The sequence below is a fragment of the Rubripirellula reticaptiva genome, from assembly GCF_007860175.1.
Classification (GTDB): Bacteria; Planctomycetota; Planctomycetia; order Pirellulales; family Pirellulaceae; genus Rubripirellula; species Rubripirellula reticaptiva.
The window spans coordinates 1,432,220-1,452,054 of sequence record NZ_SJPX01000001.1; the positions used below are offsets into that span (position 1 = coordinate 1,432,220).

Consider the following 19,835-nt stretch of genomic DNA (forward strand, 5'->3'; position numbering starts at 1 on the left):
TGACTCCGCGTCGGGTGATTACTTCTTCTTTTCCATGTGCCAGGTACGTTTGCGAAGGCGCGAGCTGTACTTCAGCAAACGCAGCTTTTCACGGCCCGGCTTGCGCTTGAGCGAGTAGTTGTAATCGCCGGTTTCTTCGCAAACGAGGAAGATCGTTTCCGCTTTCTTCTTGCTCTTGGACATCGATCAGGTCTTCAAATGGACGTTTAAATAGGATGTTGGTGTTTTGATGGCCCGGGATTATGGCAGGGATAGGGGCGTTTAGGCAAGGGTCAAACCGAATTCAATGTTGCGTCGTCCCCTAATGCTTCCGGGGGGCTACTGCTGCATCCCGAATAACACGATGTTTGCGACGATTTTTGCGGCGTCTTCGGTGCTGTAGCCAGGGCACTGAACCGAATTGGGGCTCTCCAGTGCACAGCTCAGGTCGAGCGGCGAAAAGAAGATCCCGGCCACTCCATTGACGGTCGCGACTTCGATCACCGGTCGCCCTGCCCTTTTTCCGATGCCGCGGTTCTTCGTCGATCGCCCGCCGACGGCCGGAGTCCGAATCGTGACGCTGGAAATGTCGTATCCTCCGCTGGCAGCCAGAATGGGGTGCCCGTCTGGGATCACGGTCAGCGGCGAATCGGGGAAGATCGCCGCCATTTCACGCCGGAATGCCAACGAAAACGCTTCGCCTCCACAGACTGCGGACCCCAAAATCATCCCGTCCCGCTCGACAAATTCGCGGATCACCCGTCTTTGGTCTGAACTGAGGACGAAATCGGTGCGGCCGTGAACCCACAGAAACTGGACATCGGCCAGCGCGGCTGCATCAAAACCAACGGGGGCGTCGCTGGCGAAGATCTTTAGCGGTATTCGTGACTCGATCAGCGACCCGGCATTCGGAACGGCGCGGCGCGCTTCTTGGCCACCCGCGTCGAGGGCCAATGCGGCAATTTGGATCGATCCACGTTTGGCGTCGATGCCGGAACTGTCATCGATCACAAACCGGCTTTCCAGTTTGTCCTTCAGTTCGCGGCCCGTTGCGTAGGCGATCACGTTTTCGCCAATGCCGATTCCCGTTTCGATTTCCCGTTTCGCCGATTCTGAGATTTTCGTGCGCCGGAACAGATGGTCGCCCAGTTCCCATCGGCACGACAAACTGGACGGTGAATAGAAAACGCTGGTCCGGCAGCACGCCTGGACTCCGTACATCCAATAATTCTTGCCCATCGCGGTCGCGTCGACCTTGCGCTGAGCGAACCACACTGGATGCTCGGGTGGCAATCGATCCAGCGTCGCGCCGTCAAACCACTCGCCGCATTGACGAGCGACACTGTTTTGAAATCCGCTGGCATCGCCGCACCCGTTGCCGCCATCGGCTTCGAACAGGATTGTGCCGCCTTGGTCGATGTATTCACGCAGCGTGTCAGCGGTTTCTCGCGACCAATCCAGCGGACGATTGCCGCTGATGACCAAGACGGGTGTTTGCAGCAGGTCGCTAAGTACCGCGTTCTCGGCGTCCACGGTCTGCCAAGTCAAGTCGCGGCCCCAGTCGCGTTCGATGTGGCGAACCAGTTGTCGCATGCCGTCGGGATGTTGCTTCCACGACTTCGCGTCTTTGTCGCTGGCGCCCGTGTAACGAAGACGCCCCGCAACGACTTGCCGTTTGCCTTTACTCAGGAACAGAAGTGCAAACGACGTTGCGACTTCCTCGGGTTCCAGCGGGCCAACGTTCTTCCAGTAACCGAGGAAATCGTCTTGCAGCTTGATCAACTGTTGAGCGCCCTCGCGGTACCAGTCGTGATCACCAATGAATCGCCGGCCCGACAATCGGCCGACCCGTTCGAGTGCGTACATGTAGTAATAAAACGACATCTGGTTGCCGCCGGGGTTGACCTGAGTCGTGAAGTTGCGGCCCAACCACTCGATGCCATCTTCGACCGGATCGGTGGCTTCGTCGTCGCCCCCACAGCACTGGATCGTGTCGCCAGAAATGGCTGATGTCGTGCCGCCCAATCGGCCTCGCGCGATGATGATCGAAGCAATTCCGGCACACGTCATACTGCCGGAAATGTCTCGCGAATTGTAAGACCACGCGCCGCCTTGTCGTTGTCGGCGTACCCAGTAGTCCATCGCCGACTCAAACGTCACCGGTTCGATGAAGATGCCGCGTTCTTCGGCCGCCCCAAGCGCTAGGATGGCGAACTGCGAATTGGACGGATCGCCTGCGCCACCACGGTCTCCATAGTTCCATGCTCCGGCCGCATCCCCCGACCCTTCGAGAAACTGACGATCGACCAGCCACTGGACGTTGCGACGAATCCGCGGCAGATCGCCCGCGGCGCCAAGGTGGCAATAGACGAGCGTTTGCAGTGCTACCGAGTACGTTTCGTTCGGCGCATGGGAACGCAGGTACTTCATGGCCTTCGCGATCGCTGGCGAATTGTGATCGACGCCGCAGTTCATCAGCGCCAGGGTGCAAAGCGCCGATTGGCCACACGAATAGCCACTGAACTCGTCCCAACCGCCTGATTCGGTCTGGTTCTTCAGCAAATAGGCCACGCCGCGATCAATCGCTCGTTGAACGGCCGCAGCATCGACGTCGGCTCGCGCCGAACGCGGGCAACAAAGGACTGCCAGGATCGCCAGCAACAGGATCACTCGCATTGCCGCCTTGCTGCGCCAATCTCTTCGCACCGAGAAACAACTTCGCACTGACACAATCGGCGATGACATCGGGTTTGTTTCCACGGGCTGACATCCATGCGGGTTACGTGTCGCCGCTACAAGGCGAAAGACGCTAAACTTCATCAGCCCAACGTCTGGCCGACCCGACTGAGCAAAGGAATGTTTGTAAATCATCATGAGCGGTTCTACTCCTCCTGTACCTGGTCCACCATCGGGCCCTCCCCCTGGTCCATCCTCGGGCCCGCCAACGCCTGATACGCCGACGCCTGCCCGTAACTTAGGCGACGTGCTTCGCGAGTTTGCTGATCACCAGCAAACGATGCGAGCCGAACTGGCCAAAGTCATTGTTGGGCAATCCGACGTGATCGAGCAATTGTTGGCCGCCATCTTCACTCGCGGTCACGTGCTGCTCGAAGGTGTTCCGGGACTGGCCAAAACGTTGATGGTTAGCACGCTCGCGAATATCCTTGACGTCCAGTTCAAGCGGATTCAGTTTACCCCCGACTTGATGCCTTCGGACATCACGGGCACGCAAGTTCTTGAAGAAGACGAGCACGGTCGCCGTTCGTTCCGCTTTGTCGAAGGCCCCATCTTCACCAATATCCTGTTGGCTGACGAGATCAACCGTACGCCGCCGAAAACACAAGCGGCACTGTTGGAAGCAATGCAGGAGCGACAGGTCTCGATCGGCCGAGAAACTTACAATCTGCCGCCGCCGTTCTTCACCATCGCAACTCAAAACCCAATCGAACAAGAAGGTACCTACCCGCTGCCCGAAGCCCAGCTTGACCGGTTCATGTTCAACGTCAAAGTCGGCTATCCGTCGGCGGCCGAAGAAGAACAGATTCTGACTGCGACGACTCGCGGCGAGACACCTTCGGTCAACAAAGTCTTGTCAGCACGCGCGATTCTTAACGTCCAGAAACTGGTGTCCAGCATCGCCGTGAATCCTTACGTGATCAGTTATGCTGCAAAACTTGTCCGCGCAACTCGTCCCAGCGATGATTCGGCGCCGAAGTACATTCGCGAACTGGTCGACTGGGGTGCGGGACCACGCGCCGGTCAAAACCTGATCGCGGGCGCCAAAGCACTGGCCGCGATGGACGGCCGATTCAGCATCGATCCCGACGACATTCGCCGGATCGCCGTACCCGTGCTTCGCCATCGCATGGCCACCAACTTCCAGGCTCAAGCCGAAGGCATGAACACCGACTTGATCGTCGAAAAACTTCTGCAGGACATCAGACCACCTGAACCCGAGAAGATGGCAAAGAAGTAGATGTTTGAAATGGACAATCTTTCTCGTTAGTGCAATACACGTTGTCTTCCCCGCTGTCTCCCGAATCGTTGCAATCGATCAAGCGACTCGACCTCCGAGCCCGGATGGTCATTCGTGGATTTTTGCAGGGGCTTCATAGCAGTCCGTTCCAGGGATTTTCGGTCCAGTTCAGCGAGCATCGCCGTTACAACCGCGGCGACGATCCTCGCTTAATCGATTGGTTGGTCTACGCCAAGACCGACAAGTACTACACCAAGCGTTTCGAAGCTGAAACGAATTTGACCGGTTACTTGGTGATGGACCTGTCCAAATCGATGGGTTTTGCCGGTACCGGCTCGATGACCAAGTTTGAGTACTGCACTTGTTTGGCGGCGTCGCTGACGTACTTGATGACGATGCAGAAGGACCCGGTCGGGTTGATCTCGTTCGACGAAAAGATGCGAGCGCTGCTGCCCGCGCGAAGTCGTCGTGGTCACTTGGGTGACGTCATGGCGTCACTGTCGCGATTGGAACCGACTGGACGCACTGACTTGCCAACGTCGTTGATTCAATTGGCTGCGATGCTGAAACAACATTCGCTGGTGATATTGTTTTCGGATCTGTTGCCCACCGATACGGAAACTGGCACGCCCGATGACGTGATTTCAGCACTCGCTCGGCTGCGGCACGGCGGTCACGACGTGATCGTGTTCCATGTCATGGACGAAGCCGAAGTGAAATTTCCCTATGACGGATCGGTCCAATTCGAAGATGCGGAAACCGGCGAAACCGTTTCCGTTGACGCCACGGGTTTTCGCGAAGACTACCTGCAGCAACTCGACGAGTTCCGTGAAACCTACCGTGCCGGTTGTCATAAACTGCACGTCGATTATGTCCCGCTGGACACCAGCACGCCGTTCGACAAGGCGCTGACGGAATATTTGCTGCAGCGACAGCAAAGTTTCTGATCGGCATTGAGCCGAAACTTGTTCGACTGTGTCTTTTTGCCGCTGTCCAGGAATAAAACCATCGTTCACGCCCTCGAATTCACCCTCCCACCCCGCGTCCGACTCTCCCAAAGGGAGAGTGATATCGCGAGCTTGTTTCCGTACGATTTCTCAAACGCCGCGAGGGCAAACACCGTCGCTCGAAGGTGCGGGTTACAATGGCAACTCGCCTACCGACCGCCCTCCCCCCGTACCGAGTTTTGCTCCTATGAGAGTTCGATCTGCCTTTGCCGTTTTTGCGGCGACTGCAACGCTGGCATCGTTTCTGGTGTCCTCGACCGCAAACGCAGCCGAGGGTGACGCCAAGCGACCCAACATTTTGTTTGTGTTGGTCGACGATCAGTCGCCTTATGACTTGTCGTGTTACAACCCGGCAACCGAGCTGCAGACACCGACTCTTGATCGATTGGCAGCGGAAGGGATGGTGATCGATTCGGCTCGTCAGATGGGCGCTTGGGTCGGAGCCGTTTGTACGTCGTCGCGTCACATGATCATGTCAGGCCGAACGTTGTGGCATATCCCCGACCGCGGCAACAAGACGACGAACAACCCGAACGCGGCGAACCCGAACCTAGTGCCGCCTGATTTGGTGGACTACACGATGGCTTCGGTCTTCAATCGGGCTGGCTACGACACAATGCGAACGTGTAAGCAAGGAAATTCGTACGATGCGGCCAACAAGCAATTCACTGTCGTTCATGACGCCACGAAACGCGGTGGAACCGACCAGTCCGGCAGCCATTGGCATGGCCAGCAAGTGATGGACTACTTGAATGATCGAGAAGCGAAAAGCGATGAAGATCCGTTTTTGATTTACTTTGGTTTTTCGCATCCCCACGACACGCGTGATGGCAAACCCGAACTGTTGGCAAAGTATGGTGCGACCAATCACAAGGATATAAACAGTTTGCCGGCGGCTAATCCAAAGCAGCCAGCATTGCCGGTCGGCTATTTGCCCGAGCATCCCTTTCATCATGGACAACCAGGGCTGCGCGATGAGGAAAAAGTCAGCGGAGTGTGGACGAATCGTGACGAGCGAACGATTCGAAATGAAATGGGTCGCGAGTTTGCGTGTAGCGAAAATATTGACATTCAATTGGATCGTGTCCTGCAGAAACTGGATTCCATGAATGAACTCGATAACACCTATGTGATCTACACGTCGGACCACGGTATGGCGATCGGGCGACACGGTTTGCAAGGCAAACAAAACCTGTACGAGCACACGTGGCGAGTTCCGTTCATCGTCAAAGGTCCTGGTATCAAACCTGGATCGCGAGCTCCCGGCGATATCTACCTGCTGGATGTCTTGGCAACGATGTGTGACTTAGCGGGCATCGAAGCACCAAAGACGAACGAAGGAATCAGTTTCAAGCCCGTCTTGGAAGGCAAAACGGATTCGGTTCGCGATATCATGTATGGTTGTTATTGCGGCGGTACCAAACCAGGCATGCGCTGTGTCAAGAAAGGCGATTGGAAACTGATTCAGTACGACGTGCTCGATGGTTCCGTGCAAGAGCAGCAGTTGTTCAATCTGGCCGATAACCCAAGCGAGTTTCTTGCTCAGCATCACGATGCTGACCTGGTGAAATTGACCGGCCATGCCCCGACGGCGGATCAAACCAATCTGGCTGGTGATGCACGCTATGCCGACAAGCTCGCTGAAATGGAAGCATTGATGCTAGCCGAGATGCGCCGGCTTGATGATCCACACCGACTTTGGAATCAACCGGACGATGGTCTGGCGAAGCAGGCTCCCAAAGCAAAACGAAAGCAGAAAGCGTCTGCGAATTAGACTCGCAGATAGCTGTTCGCTTTCGCTAGATTTGCGATTTAGCAATCGCGTGGGCGAGTTGTCGGTATTTCGGATACAGCAAATCGTAAGTCTCCTTGCGTTCGGCTCGCGGCCGAACGATGGTTTGGCGGTCTTGCGGCGCACTCGCCATTACAGACGCGGCCGACGCGATTGATTCAAATCCGCTGGCCTTCGATCCGGCCGCAAACATCCCTAACACGGCTGCTCCCATGGCCGGACCTTGCGTCGTCGGGTGGATTTCGATCTCCGCTCCTAGCACGTCCGCGTAAACTTCGACAAAGGCGCGGTTGTGATGGGGTAAGCCGCCGGTGGCAACGAAACGGTGGATCGGAACACCGCCGTCGCGAAGCATTTCGACGATCCAGCGAAGTCCAAATGCGGATGCTTCCATCAGTGCCAAATACAAATGTTCGGGGCCGTGTTCGAGCCCCAATCCGGTGAAAGCACCGCGAACGCTGCCGTCCATCAGCGGTGTTCGACATCCGTTCATCCAGTCCATGCACATCACGCCATCGGCGCCTGGCGGCAACTGCATCGCCGCCTCGGAAATCGAATCGAACGATTCCAGTCCTAGCAATCGACCTAGCCATGCAAACGCGTCACCGACTGCTGTTTGTCCGGTTTCGTAACCAAACATGCCTGGCAAAATACCGCCCTCCACGACTCCCGCAACACCCGGCACATCCGCCATAGTGACGGCGTTGAGCATGTGGCAACTGCTGGTCCCCATCACCATCACAAGAGTCCCCGCGTCGGCGGCACCTACGCCTGGTACGGCCGAATGCGCGTCGATGATTGCTGTTGATACAGGCGTGCCCGCGGCTAATCCGAACCGCGTTGCCATCTCACTGGACAACGTGCCTGCGACCTCACCCGGCGAACGCATCACTCCGGGCAAACGATTGGCAACCGATTCAGCGAGCCGTGGATCGACGGCTGTAAAGTAGTCGGTCGACGGATAGCCATCGGCCGCGGACCACATCGCTTTGTAACCAGCCTGGCAAGTTGATCGCGTCAGCGTATCGGCCGCTCCGCCAACCAATTGCCACACAAACCAGTCACCTGCTTCCAACCAGACCTCCGCTGCCTCAGCAACTTCCGGAGCGTTCTGGATCGTTTCCAGCATTTTAGGAAAGAACCACTCCAGCCCGATCGTTCCGCCGTACCGCAGCAAGAATGATTCGCCACGCTGTCGGGCAATCTCATTCATGTGTTCCGTTTGGTCCATCGCTCCGTGATGCTTCCAAAGCTTGGGCCACGCCAGCGGTGTAGCCTTGAAAGTATCCAAATCGCAAAGCGGTGTTCCGTCGATTGTCGTTGGAAGCATCGTGCAACTGGTGAAGTCGACGCCAATCCCGACAATGCGATCCGGACCGATGCCCGCCTCTTCGATGGCGGCACGGGTTGCCGTTGCCGCCGATTCGATCCAGTCACCTGGGCACTGCAGCGCATACTGGGCCGGCAATCGTTTGCCGCAGCCAGGCAGTGTGTCGGTGATCTGGCCGCTTGCGAAACTTGTTTCGGCAATCGCCCACTGCTTGCCTTGCGTGTCGACAAGGATTGCTCGAACCGACTCGGTGCCAAAATCGAGCCCTAAAGAAATCGGGTGACTCATTTGCTCGTTCCATCGTCGGGCTCACCGACTTCTGAGAGTTCGGGGTTCAGGAGTTCGGGGTTGATGACAACGTGTTTGATCTTTTTGCGGTTGAACGTGTAGGACGCGTGGACCAAACCGTCGCTGGTTTGCACGATCGCGGGATAACTGAATTCGCCTTTGGCTTCACTTTCTAGCACGCCTGCGGGTTTCCAAGTGACTCCATCCTCGGATACCGCCAAGTTCAACTTTCCGCGGCGACCCCATCCGGTCGTGCCCGAATCGAGGTGATTGTAGATCAGCAATTGTCGCCCGTCGTCGAGCGTGATTGCATCGATCCCTGAATTCGGATTGGGCAGTTCGGTTGCAACCAGGTCTGACCAAGTGTCGCCGTTGTCCGACGATTCACTTGACGCGATCACGCCTTCTTTGGTTCGGCAAAGCACTTGCAGCCGGCCATCGGGATGCGTCAAGAATGTCGGTTGAATGGCACTGAATTTCTTACCATCATTGATCGGTCCGATTCGCTTCCAGTTTCCATCGAGTTCGCCGTCGACGATTTCGATCGACTCGAAGTGAAGTCGCCAACCGTCATACTCGGTTGACGATCCACACAATAATGTTTGTCCTTCATTCAACAGGATCGGCTTGCATCGAACCGGGCCGTCGATGCCTTCGGGCAGACGTCGGCGATCGACAAAGGTGCGGCCGCGATCGTAGCTCACCATCATTTCGCCCCACCACTGCCTGGGGTTCGGACCAACTTTGAAAAACAGCAGTGTCGGACCATCGCCGGGCGTTTGGAACAGAACAGGGTTCCAGCACGGATGCCGAAGGCTGTCGTGCTGAACGCCATTGGCGACTTCGGTTGGATTGGACCATCCAAGGCCATCGTGATAGCTGGTCCATATACCAACATCCTTGTGCCCTTCTTTGGATCCACCGAACCAGGCCGCCACCATGCCGCGACTGGTTTGGCAAATCGTCGACGCATGACACTCGTCGAATTTTGCTTTGTCGAAAATGAATTCTTCGGCAATCAAGCCTGGGATTCGCATTGGCTGTGTGGGCTTGGCTGGTTCCGCGGTCAGGTCGGCTTCGCTGAACGCGATGCTGTCGGAGTGCTTGAGGTGATAGACTCGCCCGTTCTCGCTACCGACCAACAGGTCCGGTATTCCATCGCGATCAAAATCGCAAGTCGCGGGACTCGATGTGTGACCGGCCACATTGCGATCGGCCAAATTGCCCATCCGTTTCATCACGATTTTTCCATCGCGGTCCTCGCAGTTGCGATACCAGGTCGCATTTTCCGAGTTGACCAGAATGTCTAAACGCGAATCGCCGTCCCAATCAACGACCGACAACTTCACTCGCCCGGATCGGCCACACGAACCTGCATTCAACCTCAACGGCAGGTTGTCTTCGTCGGTGAAGATTCGCTGTGCCTCGCCACCACCCCGCCGCAGTGTCAGGAAACCATCTTGATCCAGCATCACCAAATCAAGAAGGTTGTCGGCATCGAAATCGATCGCTACCGGCGTCGTTCGCCACTGAGTCAGCGCCGATGACGACTCTGTCTGCCACCAATACCAAACCGGCGGCGCCTCGTTCAAGCCAGTGTCAAATTCCTTTTCGACCAACGTGCCACCTTCGTTAATCAGCAAGCCAACACGCGACAAAATCGAGTTGTAAATGATGTCGCCATCGCCATCGTTGTCCCAATCGGCGACCGTCAGGGTTGTGTAGCCCCATTTAGCTTCGCATGGGCCTTGGATCGAACCGCTCGGGCCGGCCATCACACGAAACGGTTCCGTTTTTCCATCAGGCGATTTCACATTCAACAGTCGCGGCGCGTCCCATTTCGGTAACCCATTTTCGGAGTTGCCGAGATTCTCGAAAAAGCCGATCGATCCTGCCGTGTTGCCGCAAAGAATGTCTTCGTCGCCGTCGTTGTCCCAGTCATAGGCAAACGGCGTGGCCAGAGCGCCGAACTTGAGCGTGTCGGCTTGTTGGCGAAAGTACTTTGGCGAATCAAACACAGGTGCTTCGTCATGCATACGGCCGACGTTTTCGACCAACGCGACGCGGCCGTCTTCGTCACCGACGATCAAGTCAATGTCACCATCTTTGTCCCAGTCCACTGCGGTCGGCGTGATCATCTGCAAGTGCATGACCAGCGGGCTTCCGTCGGAACCTACGAGTTTTTGGCCAGCAGCATAGACTGGCTGCTGTCGTGATCCGATGTTCTGAAAGTAGGTAAAGCCGTCCATGAATTCGCCGCACAACAGGTCCAGGTCGCCGTCATTGTCGAAGTCCGCAAAGTTCGGACTCGGCCAACCGTAGACATCCACGTCACCGCCGCCGGCTTGCAATCGCTGGGGCGAATCAGAGTACTTTGGCGCCGCGTCAGTGCCCTCGTTCATTATCAAATAGACGTATCCGTGCAGGGGCCCGTTTCGCCATCGCCCGCTGCTGTCGTAGGCATGGTCCCAAGCAAGTTCGGTCCAGTCGCCGGACCCAACCGCAATGTCATGGTCGCCATCGCCGTCAAAGTCGACGTATCGCCACATGTTGCCGCGAGTCCGGCCGCCTGTTTGATGGTTTGGGTTGGCGATCGCATCGATTTTCGTCGGTTTGGCGAAATCGAATTTGCCGGTACTGGCGTTGAGGCGGTACTCTTTGGCCGGTTCCAAGATCACCGGTTCGTCATCGACCAGACTCATCATCATGTAATGCGACGCCTTGCCAAGTCGAACCGATGGTTTGAATACCGGCATTTTGTTCGATGGATCCTGTGATGTGTTTTCGAAGAAATACACTCCATTGGTTGGCTTGTCGGGACAAGCCACCAACAGGTCCATGTCGCCATCACCGTCATAGTCAAGCGGCGACGGATAGGCCCACAGCCCGACCCCCAAATCGACTTCGAGCCCGGGGTGGTTGTACGCCAGGGGTTGAAGTTTCCAATCGTTATCGGCGGCAATCAGTGACGAGATCATCAGGCCCGTGATCCCAATCGAAAGTAGACGGCTATTCAAAGGTGGCTCCGGTTCAATGGATTGATTTTTTTTGGATCTATCGCCAACGAGTCAACGACTCAGCGGGCTATCGACGCTGTGGATCGGATCGCTGGACTCTACAGCAACCCAATGCTGCGCAGAATCTCGGCGACCCGTTGTCGCTCGGGTTCGCGGAACGCGTGGAAGGGATCTGCCGGTAAGTCATTGCACAGCCCGATCAACGATGCGGCCGTCTTGGTGGCTTTGATGTGCCGCGATGCGTACTTGCCAATGTCGTAAATGTCTTGGAAGCGATTGATCTTTTGCATCACCGCGTCGAGCTTGGCCGCGTCGCCGTCTTGCAGTGCGCGATAGCAATCGACGAACAACTGGGGCGCGATATTCGCTCCGCCGCTGACGCCGCCATCGCCACCGAGCGCATGGGCTTGGGGAAGTAACGCTTCGGGGCCTAGCAAAATCGACCAATCCGGACGCACGCTCTTCATTTTGCAAAGGCGACCGAAGTATTCCATGTCGCCACTGCTGTCTTTGACGCCCACGATGCCGTCGATACTGGCAAGCTTAGCAAGCGTTTCAATCTCGAACCAAACCTTCGTTAGCTGAGGCATGTTGTAGAGCATCAGCGGCAACGGGATCAGCGGCTGGATGTTCTGCACATACGAAGTCAGTTCAGTTTGTCCCGCTGGAAAGTAATAGGGAGTGGTCAGCACGGCGGCACTCGCGCCGCTGTCGGCAGCATGTTTCGCCAGATTGACGGTTTCGGTGAAGGCGGTATCGGCGATTCCGACTAAGACCGGGACGCGGTCGCGAACCAATCGAGTCGTTTCGGTGATCATTTGTCGCCGCAATCGATAACTCAAGCTGGGCGCCTCGCCGGTGGTGCCCAAAATGAAGACGCCCGATACTCCGCCATCGATCACGTGGTCGAGTAATCGCTGCAGACCGTCGCAATCGAGTTCGTCGCGCGCAGCAAGGGGCGTGATCAGCGGCGGGACGATTCCACGCAGCGCAAAAGCAGATGGTGACATGGAGGGAGTCAAGGAAGGCGATGGTGGGGTGGGAAAGCTCATCGACTTTAGCCTTGCCGGATTTCGAATGCAACCTTCGCCTATGCAATCGCGCCCAGTCGTCTCGCGTCAGTTAGAATGTCGGGCGGTCCGCGTCAGTTAGAATGCGTCGCCCAGCACTTGCGTGCTCGCCCTCCCCCTTGCCCTGCTACTTGCCCACCTCAATTGAAAGGCTGACTTCGATGAAGCTGTCTCTTGTTTCGCGAATTCTTCAGGTTGCCGTTGTACTGATTTGCATCGGTGCTGCGGATGTTCAAGCCGACGTTCGCTTGCCCGGTTTCTTTGCCGATCACATGGTGATTCAACAGCAGAAACCCATTCGGATTTGGGGCTGGGACAACGCCGGCCAGCGCGTGACCGTTTCGATCGGCGAATCATCGGTCACCGCTACCGCAGGTGATTCTGGTAAATGGAGCGCCGAGTTGCCAGCGATGACGGCAAGCAACCAGCCACAAGCGCTGACCGTCCAAGGTTCGAGTACGGTTGAAATCAAGGATGCGTTGGTGGGCGAAGTTTGGCTGTGCAGCGGCCAGTCCAACATGGAATGGACCGTGGCAAGCAGCACCAATGCCAAGGAAGAAATCGCGGCAGCCAACTATCCCACTATTCGCCAGTTTCAAGTCAGCAAGCGACCGTCCAACGTGCCGCTCGATGACATCCAGTCGAGCTGGCAAATTTGTTCGCCCCAAACGGCAGGCGGGTTCACGGCCTGCGGATACTTCATGGCTCTCAACTTGCAAAAAGAGCTTGGTGTGCCCATCGGTCTTTTGAATTCCTCGTGGGGCGGGACTCGGATCGAACCGTGGACACCACCGGTCGGGTTCGAAAAGGTTGACGCACTTGGGGATATCTACGATTCGGTTCTCAGTCGTACACCGGGGACCGATCGCAATCGCGACTTGAATCAACAACATGTCACCAGCATCGAAACGTGGCTCGATTCGGCCAAGCAGGCGTTGGCCACTGGCGGCGTCGTTTCAGCCAGCCCAGCCTATCCGTCAACCTTGACGCCATTCGAATCGCACCAAGATCCGACCATGCTTTACAACGGCATGATCCATGCGATGGTCGGTTTCCCGATTCGCGGCGCGATTTGGTATCAAGGCGAATCTAATCATGGTGAAGGGATGCTGTACACCGAAAAAATGAAAGCTCTGATTGCCGGTTGGCGAGAGCTTTGGGATCAAGGCGAATTTCCGTTTTACTTTGTTCAGATCGCACCCTTTCAATATGGTACCGAAAATCCCGAAGTGTTGGCGACGTTCTGGGAAGCTCAGGCTGCCGCCACAAAAATTCCCAATACTGGCATGGTCGTGATCAACGACATCGCAACGCTTGATAATATCCACCCACCGAACAAGCAGGACGTTGGGCACCGTTTGGCACTGCTGGCACTGAAACATGACTACGAACGCGATGTCGTCGCCGAAAGCCCAACGATGGCTTCGATGGAGACGCTCGACGGGATTCTAAAGATAACGTTCGACAACACAGGCGGCGGACTGAAGACGCGAGACGGCGGGCCAGTCACGCATTTCGAAGTGATCGGTGTAGGGTCCAGCGGTTATCAACCCGCACAGGTCGCGATCGAAGGCGACACGATCGTTCTGTCATCGCCAAAGTGCCAGCATCCAGTTGCGTTCCGATTTGCATGGAACAAGTTGGCCGAGCCCAACTTGGTTGGCGGAACGGGCTTGCCCGTCGGTGCGTTTCGTGGCGGTGAAGTACCGAGTTTTGCGGATCAGTTGCCGATCGGAAAAGACTTTCGATTGGTCTATGACGTTGACTTAGCCAAGTTAGGAAAAACGATCTCGTACACCACCGACGAAAGTGAAACGGCCGGACCGTTTTCAAAGATCGGTTACCTGTTGGAATTGCAGTCTGGCGGCGATGTCGAGCAAGGAATCTTTGTGGTCGTCGACGCGTTCACGGACGATGCAAAAAAAATTGGCATTCCCACGGCCGCTTCCAAAGCAACGTTTCAACAGCCGTTGTCGTCAGTTGACATCTATTCCAATGTTGAGGGCATCGTGACGGGAACAAATATCGGAACGGCCAACATTGAATTTTGGCCCAACAACTACGGACAGGGAAACGACGCCAAGGTTCAGGGTGCATCCAGTACCAAGTACGACTTCGGTGACGTGGTCAGCCAACCTGTCGATGGTTATGGCAGCATGCAAATTCACAACTTCGGCGCGAAGCAAACTCTGTTCGCTATCAACCACTGGTCCAGCGGCCCATCAGCCGATATCGGAATCGGAAACAATTCCGGCGACAACGCCGACTGGACCTTCAGTGGAAACGCAGCAAGCTATTTACAAAAACGACTTCGAGTTTTTGTGAAGTAGACAGTCGAATCAGGGATTGCTCAGTTTCTGGGAACCGGGTGTTTCCAGGCGAACAACGCCGACGTCGTTTTCTTCGCCTGGCGTGATTTCCCACACGAGTTTTGAATCACTGGTCGATGCGTATCGCCCGACCAACCGGTCTCCGGTCATTTGCCGAGACATGGGATCAAAAGTGCCCCACGTGCATGTCACTTGATAGCTTCCCGGCACCACGCCGTCGCCATTGGTGTAGGTCGAGATCGAAAGATGGCCTTCTTTGTCGCTGACGCCTGTGGCGGGAACTCCGTCTTGCGTTAGTGGATGAAGTTGCAAGATCACGCCTTCGGCCGGCGCGGCGTCGACTTCGACCGTTCCACGCACGATTGCCACGCGAGGATCGGCAGTTTTGCCGCTGCATCCAAGCAACAGTATCGTCGACAATCCAAGTGTGGCTAATGCAAAAGACCTGCGGCTTTTTTTGCCGCATCGTTCAATACGCTTCATGGTCCACTACTTCGCCCGCACGACGAGTGATCATGGATGCGAATGCGTGGGCATCGACGCTTGCGGAAATGAACCGAACTGCTCCATCGGCAAAGATGAATTGGGATCCGCCGGTATGAAAACTGTGGAAGCCAAACCCGCGTGCATTGGTGCAGTTGATTGCACAAGGGCCGCCCAGCGGTGGCCACGATAGTCCGCCTTGCAGTGATCCTTGTAACCAGTGTTCTCCGCCGAGAAGGTCGCCCCAACCGCCGCCTTCCAGTCCGATCAAGTTCGCCGTCGCAACGGGATCTTCTCGGCCACCACTGAATACGACGGGGCCGCCGGTCCGCTCGCCAATCAGGATTGTGTTGGATAAACCATCAAGGATGCCTGCGAAGGTTCCGTCTTCTGAACCGCCGAAGATTGGACTGACGACCTGCAATGCTCCTTCGCGATTGCTTAACAAATTTGGACCAAAGGCGTGCTTGGCGTACAGGCCGCTGACACCAGTGGCGGGCGAGTAGTCGCAGGCCGCAATATTAGTGGCTGTAAACGGAAGTCCGGCCGGCGCCGCGTTGAAGGTGTACCGTCGCCCTTCTGGCGCACCGGGCGATGACGGGCATAGGTACGTCGTGATTGATTTTTGAATCACGCTGACGTTGCTAGGGCTTAGCTGGTCGACCGCCAAAGTGTTTTGGTCAATCTCGGAGAAGACAGCCTGTTCTTCGAGGAACGGAAGGACGTCGATTGTCCAAACACGGCCGTTGAAAGGTCGCGGTGTGGTCTCGAGCCACCAAGCACGCGGCAGTTGGCGGAACGCCGAATGGTAATTGTGGATTGCAAGTCCGGTTTGTTTCATTCGGTTGCTGCACTGCATCCGCCGGGCGGCTTCCCTCGCGGCCTGAACCGCCGGCAGTAGCAATCCAACGAGCATGCCGATGATCGCGATCACGACCAATAATTCAACAAGCGTGAAGCCACGACTTTTTCGAGCCAGCGAATTTGCCAGCACTCCGAGGCGTTCACTGCCGTGTACAGTGTTTGAATTCAATGTCATTTGCCTTGCCCTCCTTCAGTCGCCATTGTTAGCGGCAGATTGAACGAGGAATATTTCCCGGTATTGTTTGTTGACGAATCCAATCGCATGAATTGCAATTTACCATTGTTCGTGGGGCCGAGCACTGGGAATTCTCGCTGGTGAACGAATAGCAGGTCGCCGCCCTCCGCCGATTCATTACTTGAAACTCGAATTCGTTGGATTTCGCCCGCCGAGTCGCCCTGCCAGATCTCACCGAGGTAACGCAGCGATGCAGCATCCCAAATCGCAACGTCGCCAAGGTTACTGCCTGTCAGTACACTTAATCCGTCAGGCGATAGTGTAATCGCTGTGATTCGGCGGGTCGTTTGCGGTTGGGTGACAATTGGCGCCCAGCGAGAACTTGTTGACAAAACAACGCCCCCATCGCTGATTTTACGGATTCGTCCATCGCCGCAACCCGCGTAAATCCATCGTTTATCGATGTCGGAACACTGGCACCGAACATAGCCAATCCCAGCTTGCGAGGTCGGAATCGATGTCGCTTTTCCGTTCCAGATGCGGACGGTGTCTCCTAGCGTAATGATGGTCTGGTCATCGAGAACGGAAATCGAGTCGATTGACGTCGGCGCGTGAAACGAGGTCACCGGTTGCAGCGAAACGGTGCCATTCGGCGATGGGCTGTCCGTTATTTCTATTAACTCGAATCGTGACGCACCACGGCAGACGCAAACCTTGTTGGATGAGGGATTGAAATCAATGTGGTTGACGGACTGGATCACGTGGTCAGGCAGCGGTTCAGGTTGCCGCATGAGCCATGTTGGTGTCGAATCGAGCGAAGGGTCAATCTTTGCGATTGCCAACGAACCGTCTAACCAGCCTACTGCGATGTAGCGTCCGTCGGGTGAAATTTTCACGGCGCTGGCGAGATAGCGGGTTGGCATACGAAGTTGTTGGCGTCTGCCTGATGACAGTTCAACTCGCCAGACCGATCCGTCCAGGTACCCGGCGATCGCAATTTTTCCGTCGGGTGAAACGTCTGCATGGTTGGACTGGCTGTCCAGACTGATCACCTGTCGAACATCAGCGACACCTTGTGTTGCCCAAGCAGTCACGTGCCCGCGATTACTACCGCTGATGACGACTCCATCGCTGCTGATACCAATGGCCGTGACCCGATCACCGTGGATCGAACGGTGCATCGCGACGGGGATGGATGTTCGCTTGCCGTCGACGGGAAGTTCATTGTTTTGGCTTTCGTCGCTTTTCGAAAGGATGTTTTTCGATGGGATGTTTGATTGGTCGCCAAGATGCCATACCACAACACCGCCTCCAGTTGTTCCACCGGCGACGTAGTTTCCGTTTGGCGAGAAAGAAATCGTTGATAATTCGCCATGCGAATTTTCAAGAACCGTGGGTTCTTTGTCGTCACGATCCAGATCGTACAAGTAGCCTCGACTATCAAATCGCACTGTTGCCACAATTTGTTTGCCATCCGACGAACGGCTCATTCGATCAAAGCAACTGGGGCCTGGAATCTTCAGTGAACGAGCGCTGGATTTGTCACCGGGCTTCTGAATTCGTATCGCATTGGACTCTGCGATCCACGCGATTTTGTCATTCGGAGCGAACGCCAAATCTTCGTTGCGACGGACCGAAGCGACTGTGATCGGTTCGCTGTCTGAGCCGATTGTGAAAATCTGAATCGGTTCGTACCGTGTTCCGGCCGCCAAACGTTTCCCGTCACTGCTAAATGCGAGCGATTCCAATGTTGTGGCGAATTGCTGAATCGGTTTAGGAACCTTGCGACCGCCGAGCGAAAAGAACTGGATGCGATCGTTATTTAGTCCTAACCAGTTCAATGCGGATGGCGCGCCCGAGATTCCCAATGCCAAAAAATCTTCGTCGGGGGCGACGGCTAAGGCATGGAGGATCTCGCCTTCCGCCAGTTGAATCTCGCGAACGGGTTGGCGTTGATCGCTACGATAGAAACGTACCTGGTTTCCGCCCGCGATCGCATGCAAGTTTGCGTTCGGCATTGGTACGACCTCTTCCACCATCGTTTCAAGACCCGCCAGTTCGGTCCATCCATCCCGTGCGAGTGTCCCGAGTAATCGGAAGTCAAATCGGTCATGGTACTGGTCGCCCGAGTAACGCTTGATATCGTTGACAAACGACATCGCCGTTGCCGGGTCCTGCCGAGCGACGGCCAGATAGGCTTGGTTCATGTCGGACCGATAAGCAATCTCGATCGCGTCTTTGCGGCTCAGCGAAGCTTCCGTTACCGCTAGCCCCAGTTCAGCCTGCTTTTTCCGTAAAAGCCGATTGCTCCAAGCGAAAACCAGAATGCTAGTGATCGCCAAAGTTACCAGAGCGATGAACAATCCCAACAACACCGGCGCTCGACGCGCCGACAGCCAAGTACGTTCAAGACTTGATTGGCGTCGTGCTGTTACCTCTCGACCGTCCTGCCACCGAAGCAAGTCGTCGACCAGAGCCTGCGCCGATTCGTACCGTTGTGATGGTTGTTTGTGAATCGCTTTGTAGCAGATCGCCAGTAGATCTTGAGAGATCGGTTTTGTGTCGACCGCGATAGGCTTGATTGGTTCGGTGCAAATTTGAGTCAACAGTTCAAGCGGCTTGCTTGACCGAAAGGGAAGCTCGCCCGCGATCATTTGATATAGCAATAGTCCGAGTGAGTAGACGTCGCTGCTGCGTGCGTCCCAGCGTTCGTCGCCCATGATCTGTTCCGGCGACATGTACATCACGGTACCGGCGAAACCACTTTGGGTCTGGCCTGTCGAATCGCTGTCAATTTCAAGCACGAGCCCAAAGTCGGTCAACCGCGGCGTGAAGGGTAATATGTCGCCATCGGCTCGTTCCGGAGACAGCAGCACGTTGCCTGGCTTGATATCTCGGTGCACAAGTCCGCGTCCATGCGCGTGCGCGACCGCTTGTCCCAGTTTTAATGTCACTTCGGCCGCCCAGCGTGGGCTGACCCGACCAGGGTGCTCCTGCAGGTACTGGTATAATGTTGGGCCGTTACAAAACTCCGAGACCAAATAGACGCACTGCTCGTCTTCGACGACTTCGTAAAGTGGCACTAAGTATGGGTGATTCAGTCGGGCCGAGGCTCGTGCTTCACGCAATCGATACTCTTCGCTTGCCGAATGTATGCCCGCTCGTCTCGGCACAGCTTTAAGTGCAACGTCGCGCCTTAGCACTTCGTCAAAAGCTTTGTAGACGACGCCAAACCCACCTTCCCCCACACGCTGTCCGACCTTAAATCTTCCCACTTGCTTTGGAATTGAAAACGTTTCGTCCAAACCGCCTGACTGGCTCATCGATTGAGTGCTGTTTGGACTGAGCGTCGCATGAAGCAATCTCAGGACCGATGCAATGCGCGAATGCTGGGCTTCGCTCGGCCAGTCCGCGCCTTGCTGAGCTTGCAACTGGTTGCCAAACCGTTTTGCTGCTTCGGCCAAGCGGTCTCTCGAATCTGCGCTGTCCAACAAAGAATCGTTCATTTCAGTAATCCGCCTATG

12 protein-coding genes are annotated in these 19,835 nt (G+C 55.9%); 4 read left to right on the top strand and 8 right to left on the bottom strand.

Translation table 11 applies throughout. From position 1 onward, the window contains the following. Positions 1-18: 18 nt before the first annotated feature. Both rpmG and Poly59_RS05130 read right to left on the bottom strand, forming a co-directional pair. Positions 19-183 carry a 50S ribosomal protein L33 gene (rpmG, locus tag Poly59_RS05125; RefSeq protein ID WP_146532935.1) on the bottom strand — a complete coding sequence of 55 codons (165 nt, stop codon included), beginning with the start codon at positions 181-183 and terminating at the stop codon, positions 19-21. 135 nt (positions 184-318) lie between these two features. Beyond that, positions 319-2,724 carry a DUF4159 domain-containing protein gene (locus Poly59_RS05130; protein WP_186776025.1) on the bottom strand — a complete coding sequence of 802 codons (2,406 nt, stop codon included), beginning with the start codon at positions 2,722-2,724 and terminating at the stop codon, positions 319-321. A gap of 238 nt (positions 2,725-2,962) precedes the next feature. Here Poly59_RS05130 and Poly59_RS05135 point away from each other — a divergent pair, with 238 nt between their 5' ends. From Poly59_RS05135 to Poly59_RS05145, 3 genes are all read left to right on the top strand, one after another. Next, the gene (locus Poly59_RS05135; RefSeq protein ID WP_246151436.1) at positions 2,963-3,955 is read left to right on the top strand and encodes an AAA family ATPase; all 993 of its coding nucleotides are present in this window, start codon (positions 2,963-2,965) and stop codon (positions 3,953-3,955) included. A 41-nt stretch (positions 3,956-3,996) separates the two neighbouring features. Further along, positions 3,997-4,902 (top strand): DUF58 domain-containing protein, encoded by a 906-nt coding sequence (locus Poly59_RS05140; RefSeq protein ID WP_146532937.1) that lies wholly within the window; start codon positions 3,997-3,999, stop codon positions 4,900-4,902. Positions 4,903-5,149: 247 nt separating this feature from the next. Continuing rightward, a complete protein-coding gene (locus tag Poly59_RS05145) occupies positions 5,150-6,736 on the top strand; it encodes a sulfatase-like hydrolase/transferase (RefSeq protein WP_146532938.1) in 1,587 nt (528 codons plus the stop codon). Between the two features lie 25 nt (positions 6,737-6,761). Here the strand turns inward: Poly59_RS05145 and Poly59_RS05150 are convergent, their stop codons facing one another. The 3 genes from Poly59_RS05150 to Poly59_RS05160 all read right to left on the bottom strand — a co-directional run bounded on the left by Poly59_RS05150 (position 6,762) and on the right by Poly59_RS05160 (position 12,399). Beyond that, a complete protein-coding gene (locus tag Poly59_RS05150) occupies positions 6,762-8,372 on the bottom strand; it encodes a ribulokinase (protein ID WP_146532939.1) in 1,611 nt (536 codons plus the stop codon). Beyond that, positions 8,369-11,350, bottom strand: coding sequence for an exo-alpha-sialidase (locus Poly59_RS05155; RefSeq protein WP_146533268.1), 2,982 nt, complete (start codon positions 11,348-11,350; stop codon positions 8,369-8,371). Before Poly59_RS05155 ends, Poly59_RS05150 begins: the two co-directional genes overlap by 4 nt. 137 nt (positions 11,351-11,487) lie before the next feature. After that, positions 11,488-12,399: a dihydrodipicolinate synthase family protein gene (locus Poly59_RS05160; RefSeq protein ID WP_146532940.1), complete on the bottom strand. Its 912-nt coding sequence runs from the start codon at positions 12,397-12,399 to the stop codon at positions 11,488-11,490. Positions 12,400-12,620: 221 nt separating this feature from the next. On the opposite strand from Poly59_RS05160, the gene Poly59_RS05165 reads away from it, so the two are divergent. After that, on the top strand, positions 12,621-14,789 hold the full coding sequence (locus Poly59_RS05165; protein WP_146532941.1) for a sialate O-acetylesterase: 2,169 nt from the start codon (positions 12,621-12,623) through the stop codon (positions 14,787-14,789). 9 nt (positions 14,790-14,798) lie between these two features. On the opposite strand, the gene Poly59_RS05170 is transcribed toward Poly59_RS05165, so the two are convergent. Genes Poly59_RS05170 through Poly59_RS05180 form a run of 3 tightly spaced genes read right to left on the bottom strand, consistent with a single transcriptional unit; the run spans position 14,799 to position 19,817 of the window. After that, entirely contained in the window at positions 14,799-15,272 is a 474-nt protein-coding gene (locus Poly59_RS05170) for a hypothetical protein (protein ID WP_146532942.1), read from the bottom strand. Next, complete coding sequence (locus tag Poly59_RS05175; protein WP_146532943.1) at positions 15,259-16,311, bottom strand: DUF1559 domain-containing protein; 1,053 nt, start codon at positions 16,309-16,311, stop codon at positions 15,259-15,261. The genes Poly59_RS05170 and Poly59_RS05175 overlap by 14 nt, the downstream gene beginning before the upstream one ends. Next, complete coding sequence (locus Poly59_RS05180; RefSeq protein WP_146532944.1) at positions 16,308-19,817, bottom strand: WD40 repeat domain-containing serine/threonine protein kinase; 3,510 nt, start codon at positions 19,815-19,817, stop codon at positions 16,308-16,310. Before Poly59_RS05180 ends, Poly59_RS05175 begins: the two co-directional genes overlap by 4 nt. Between the last annotated feature and the right edge of the window lie 18 nt (positions 19,818-19,835).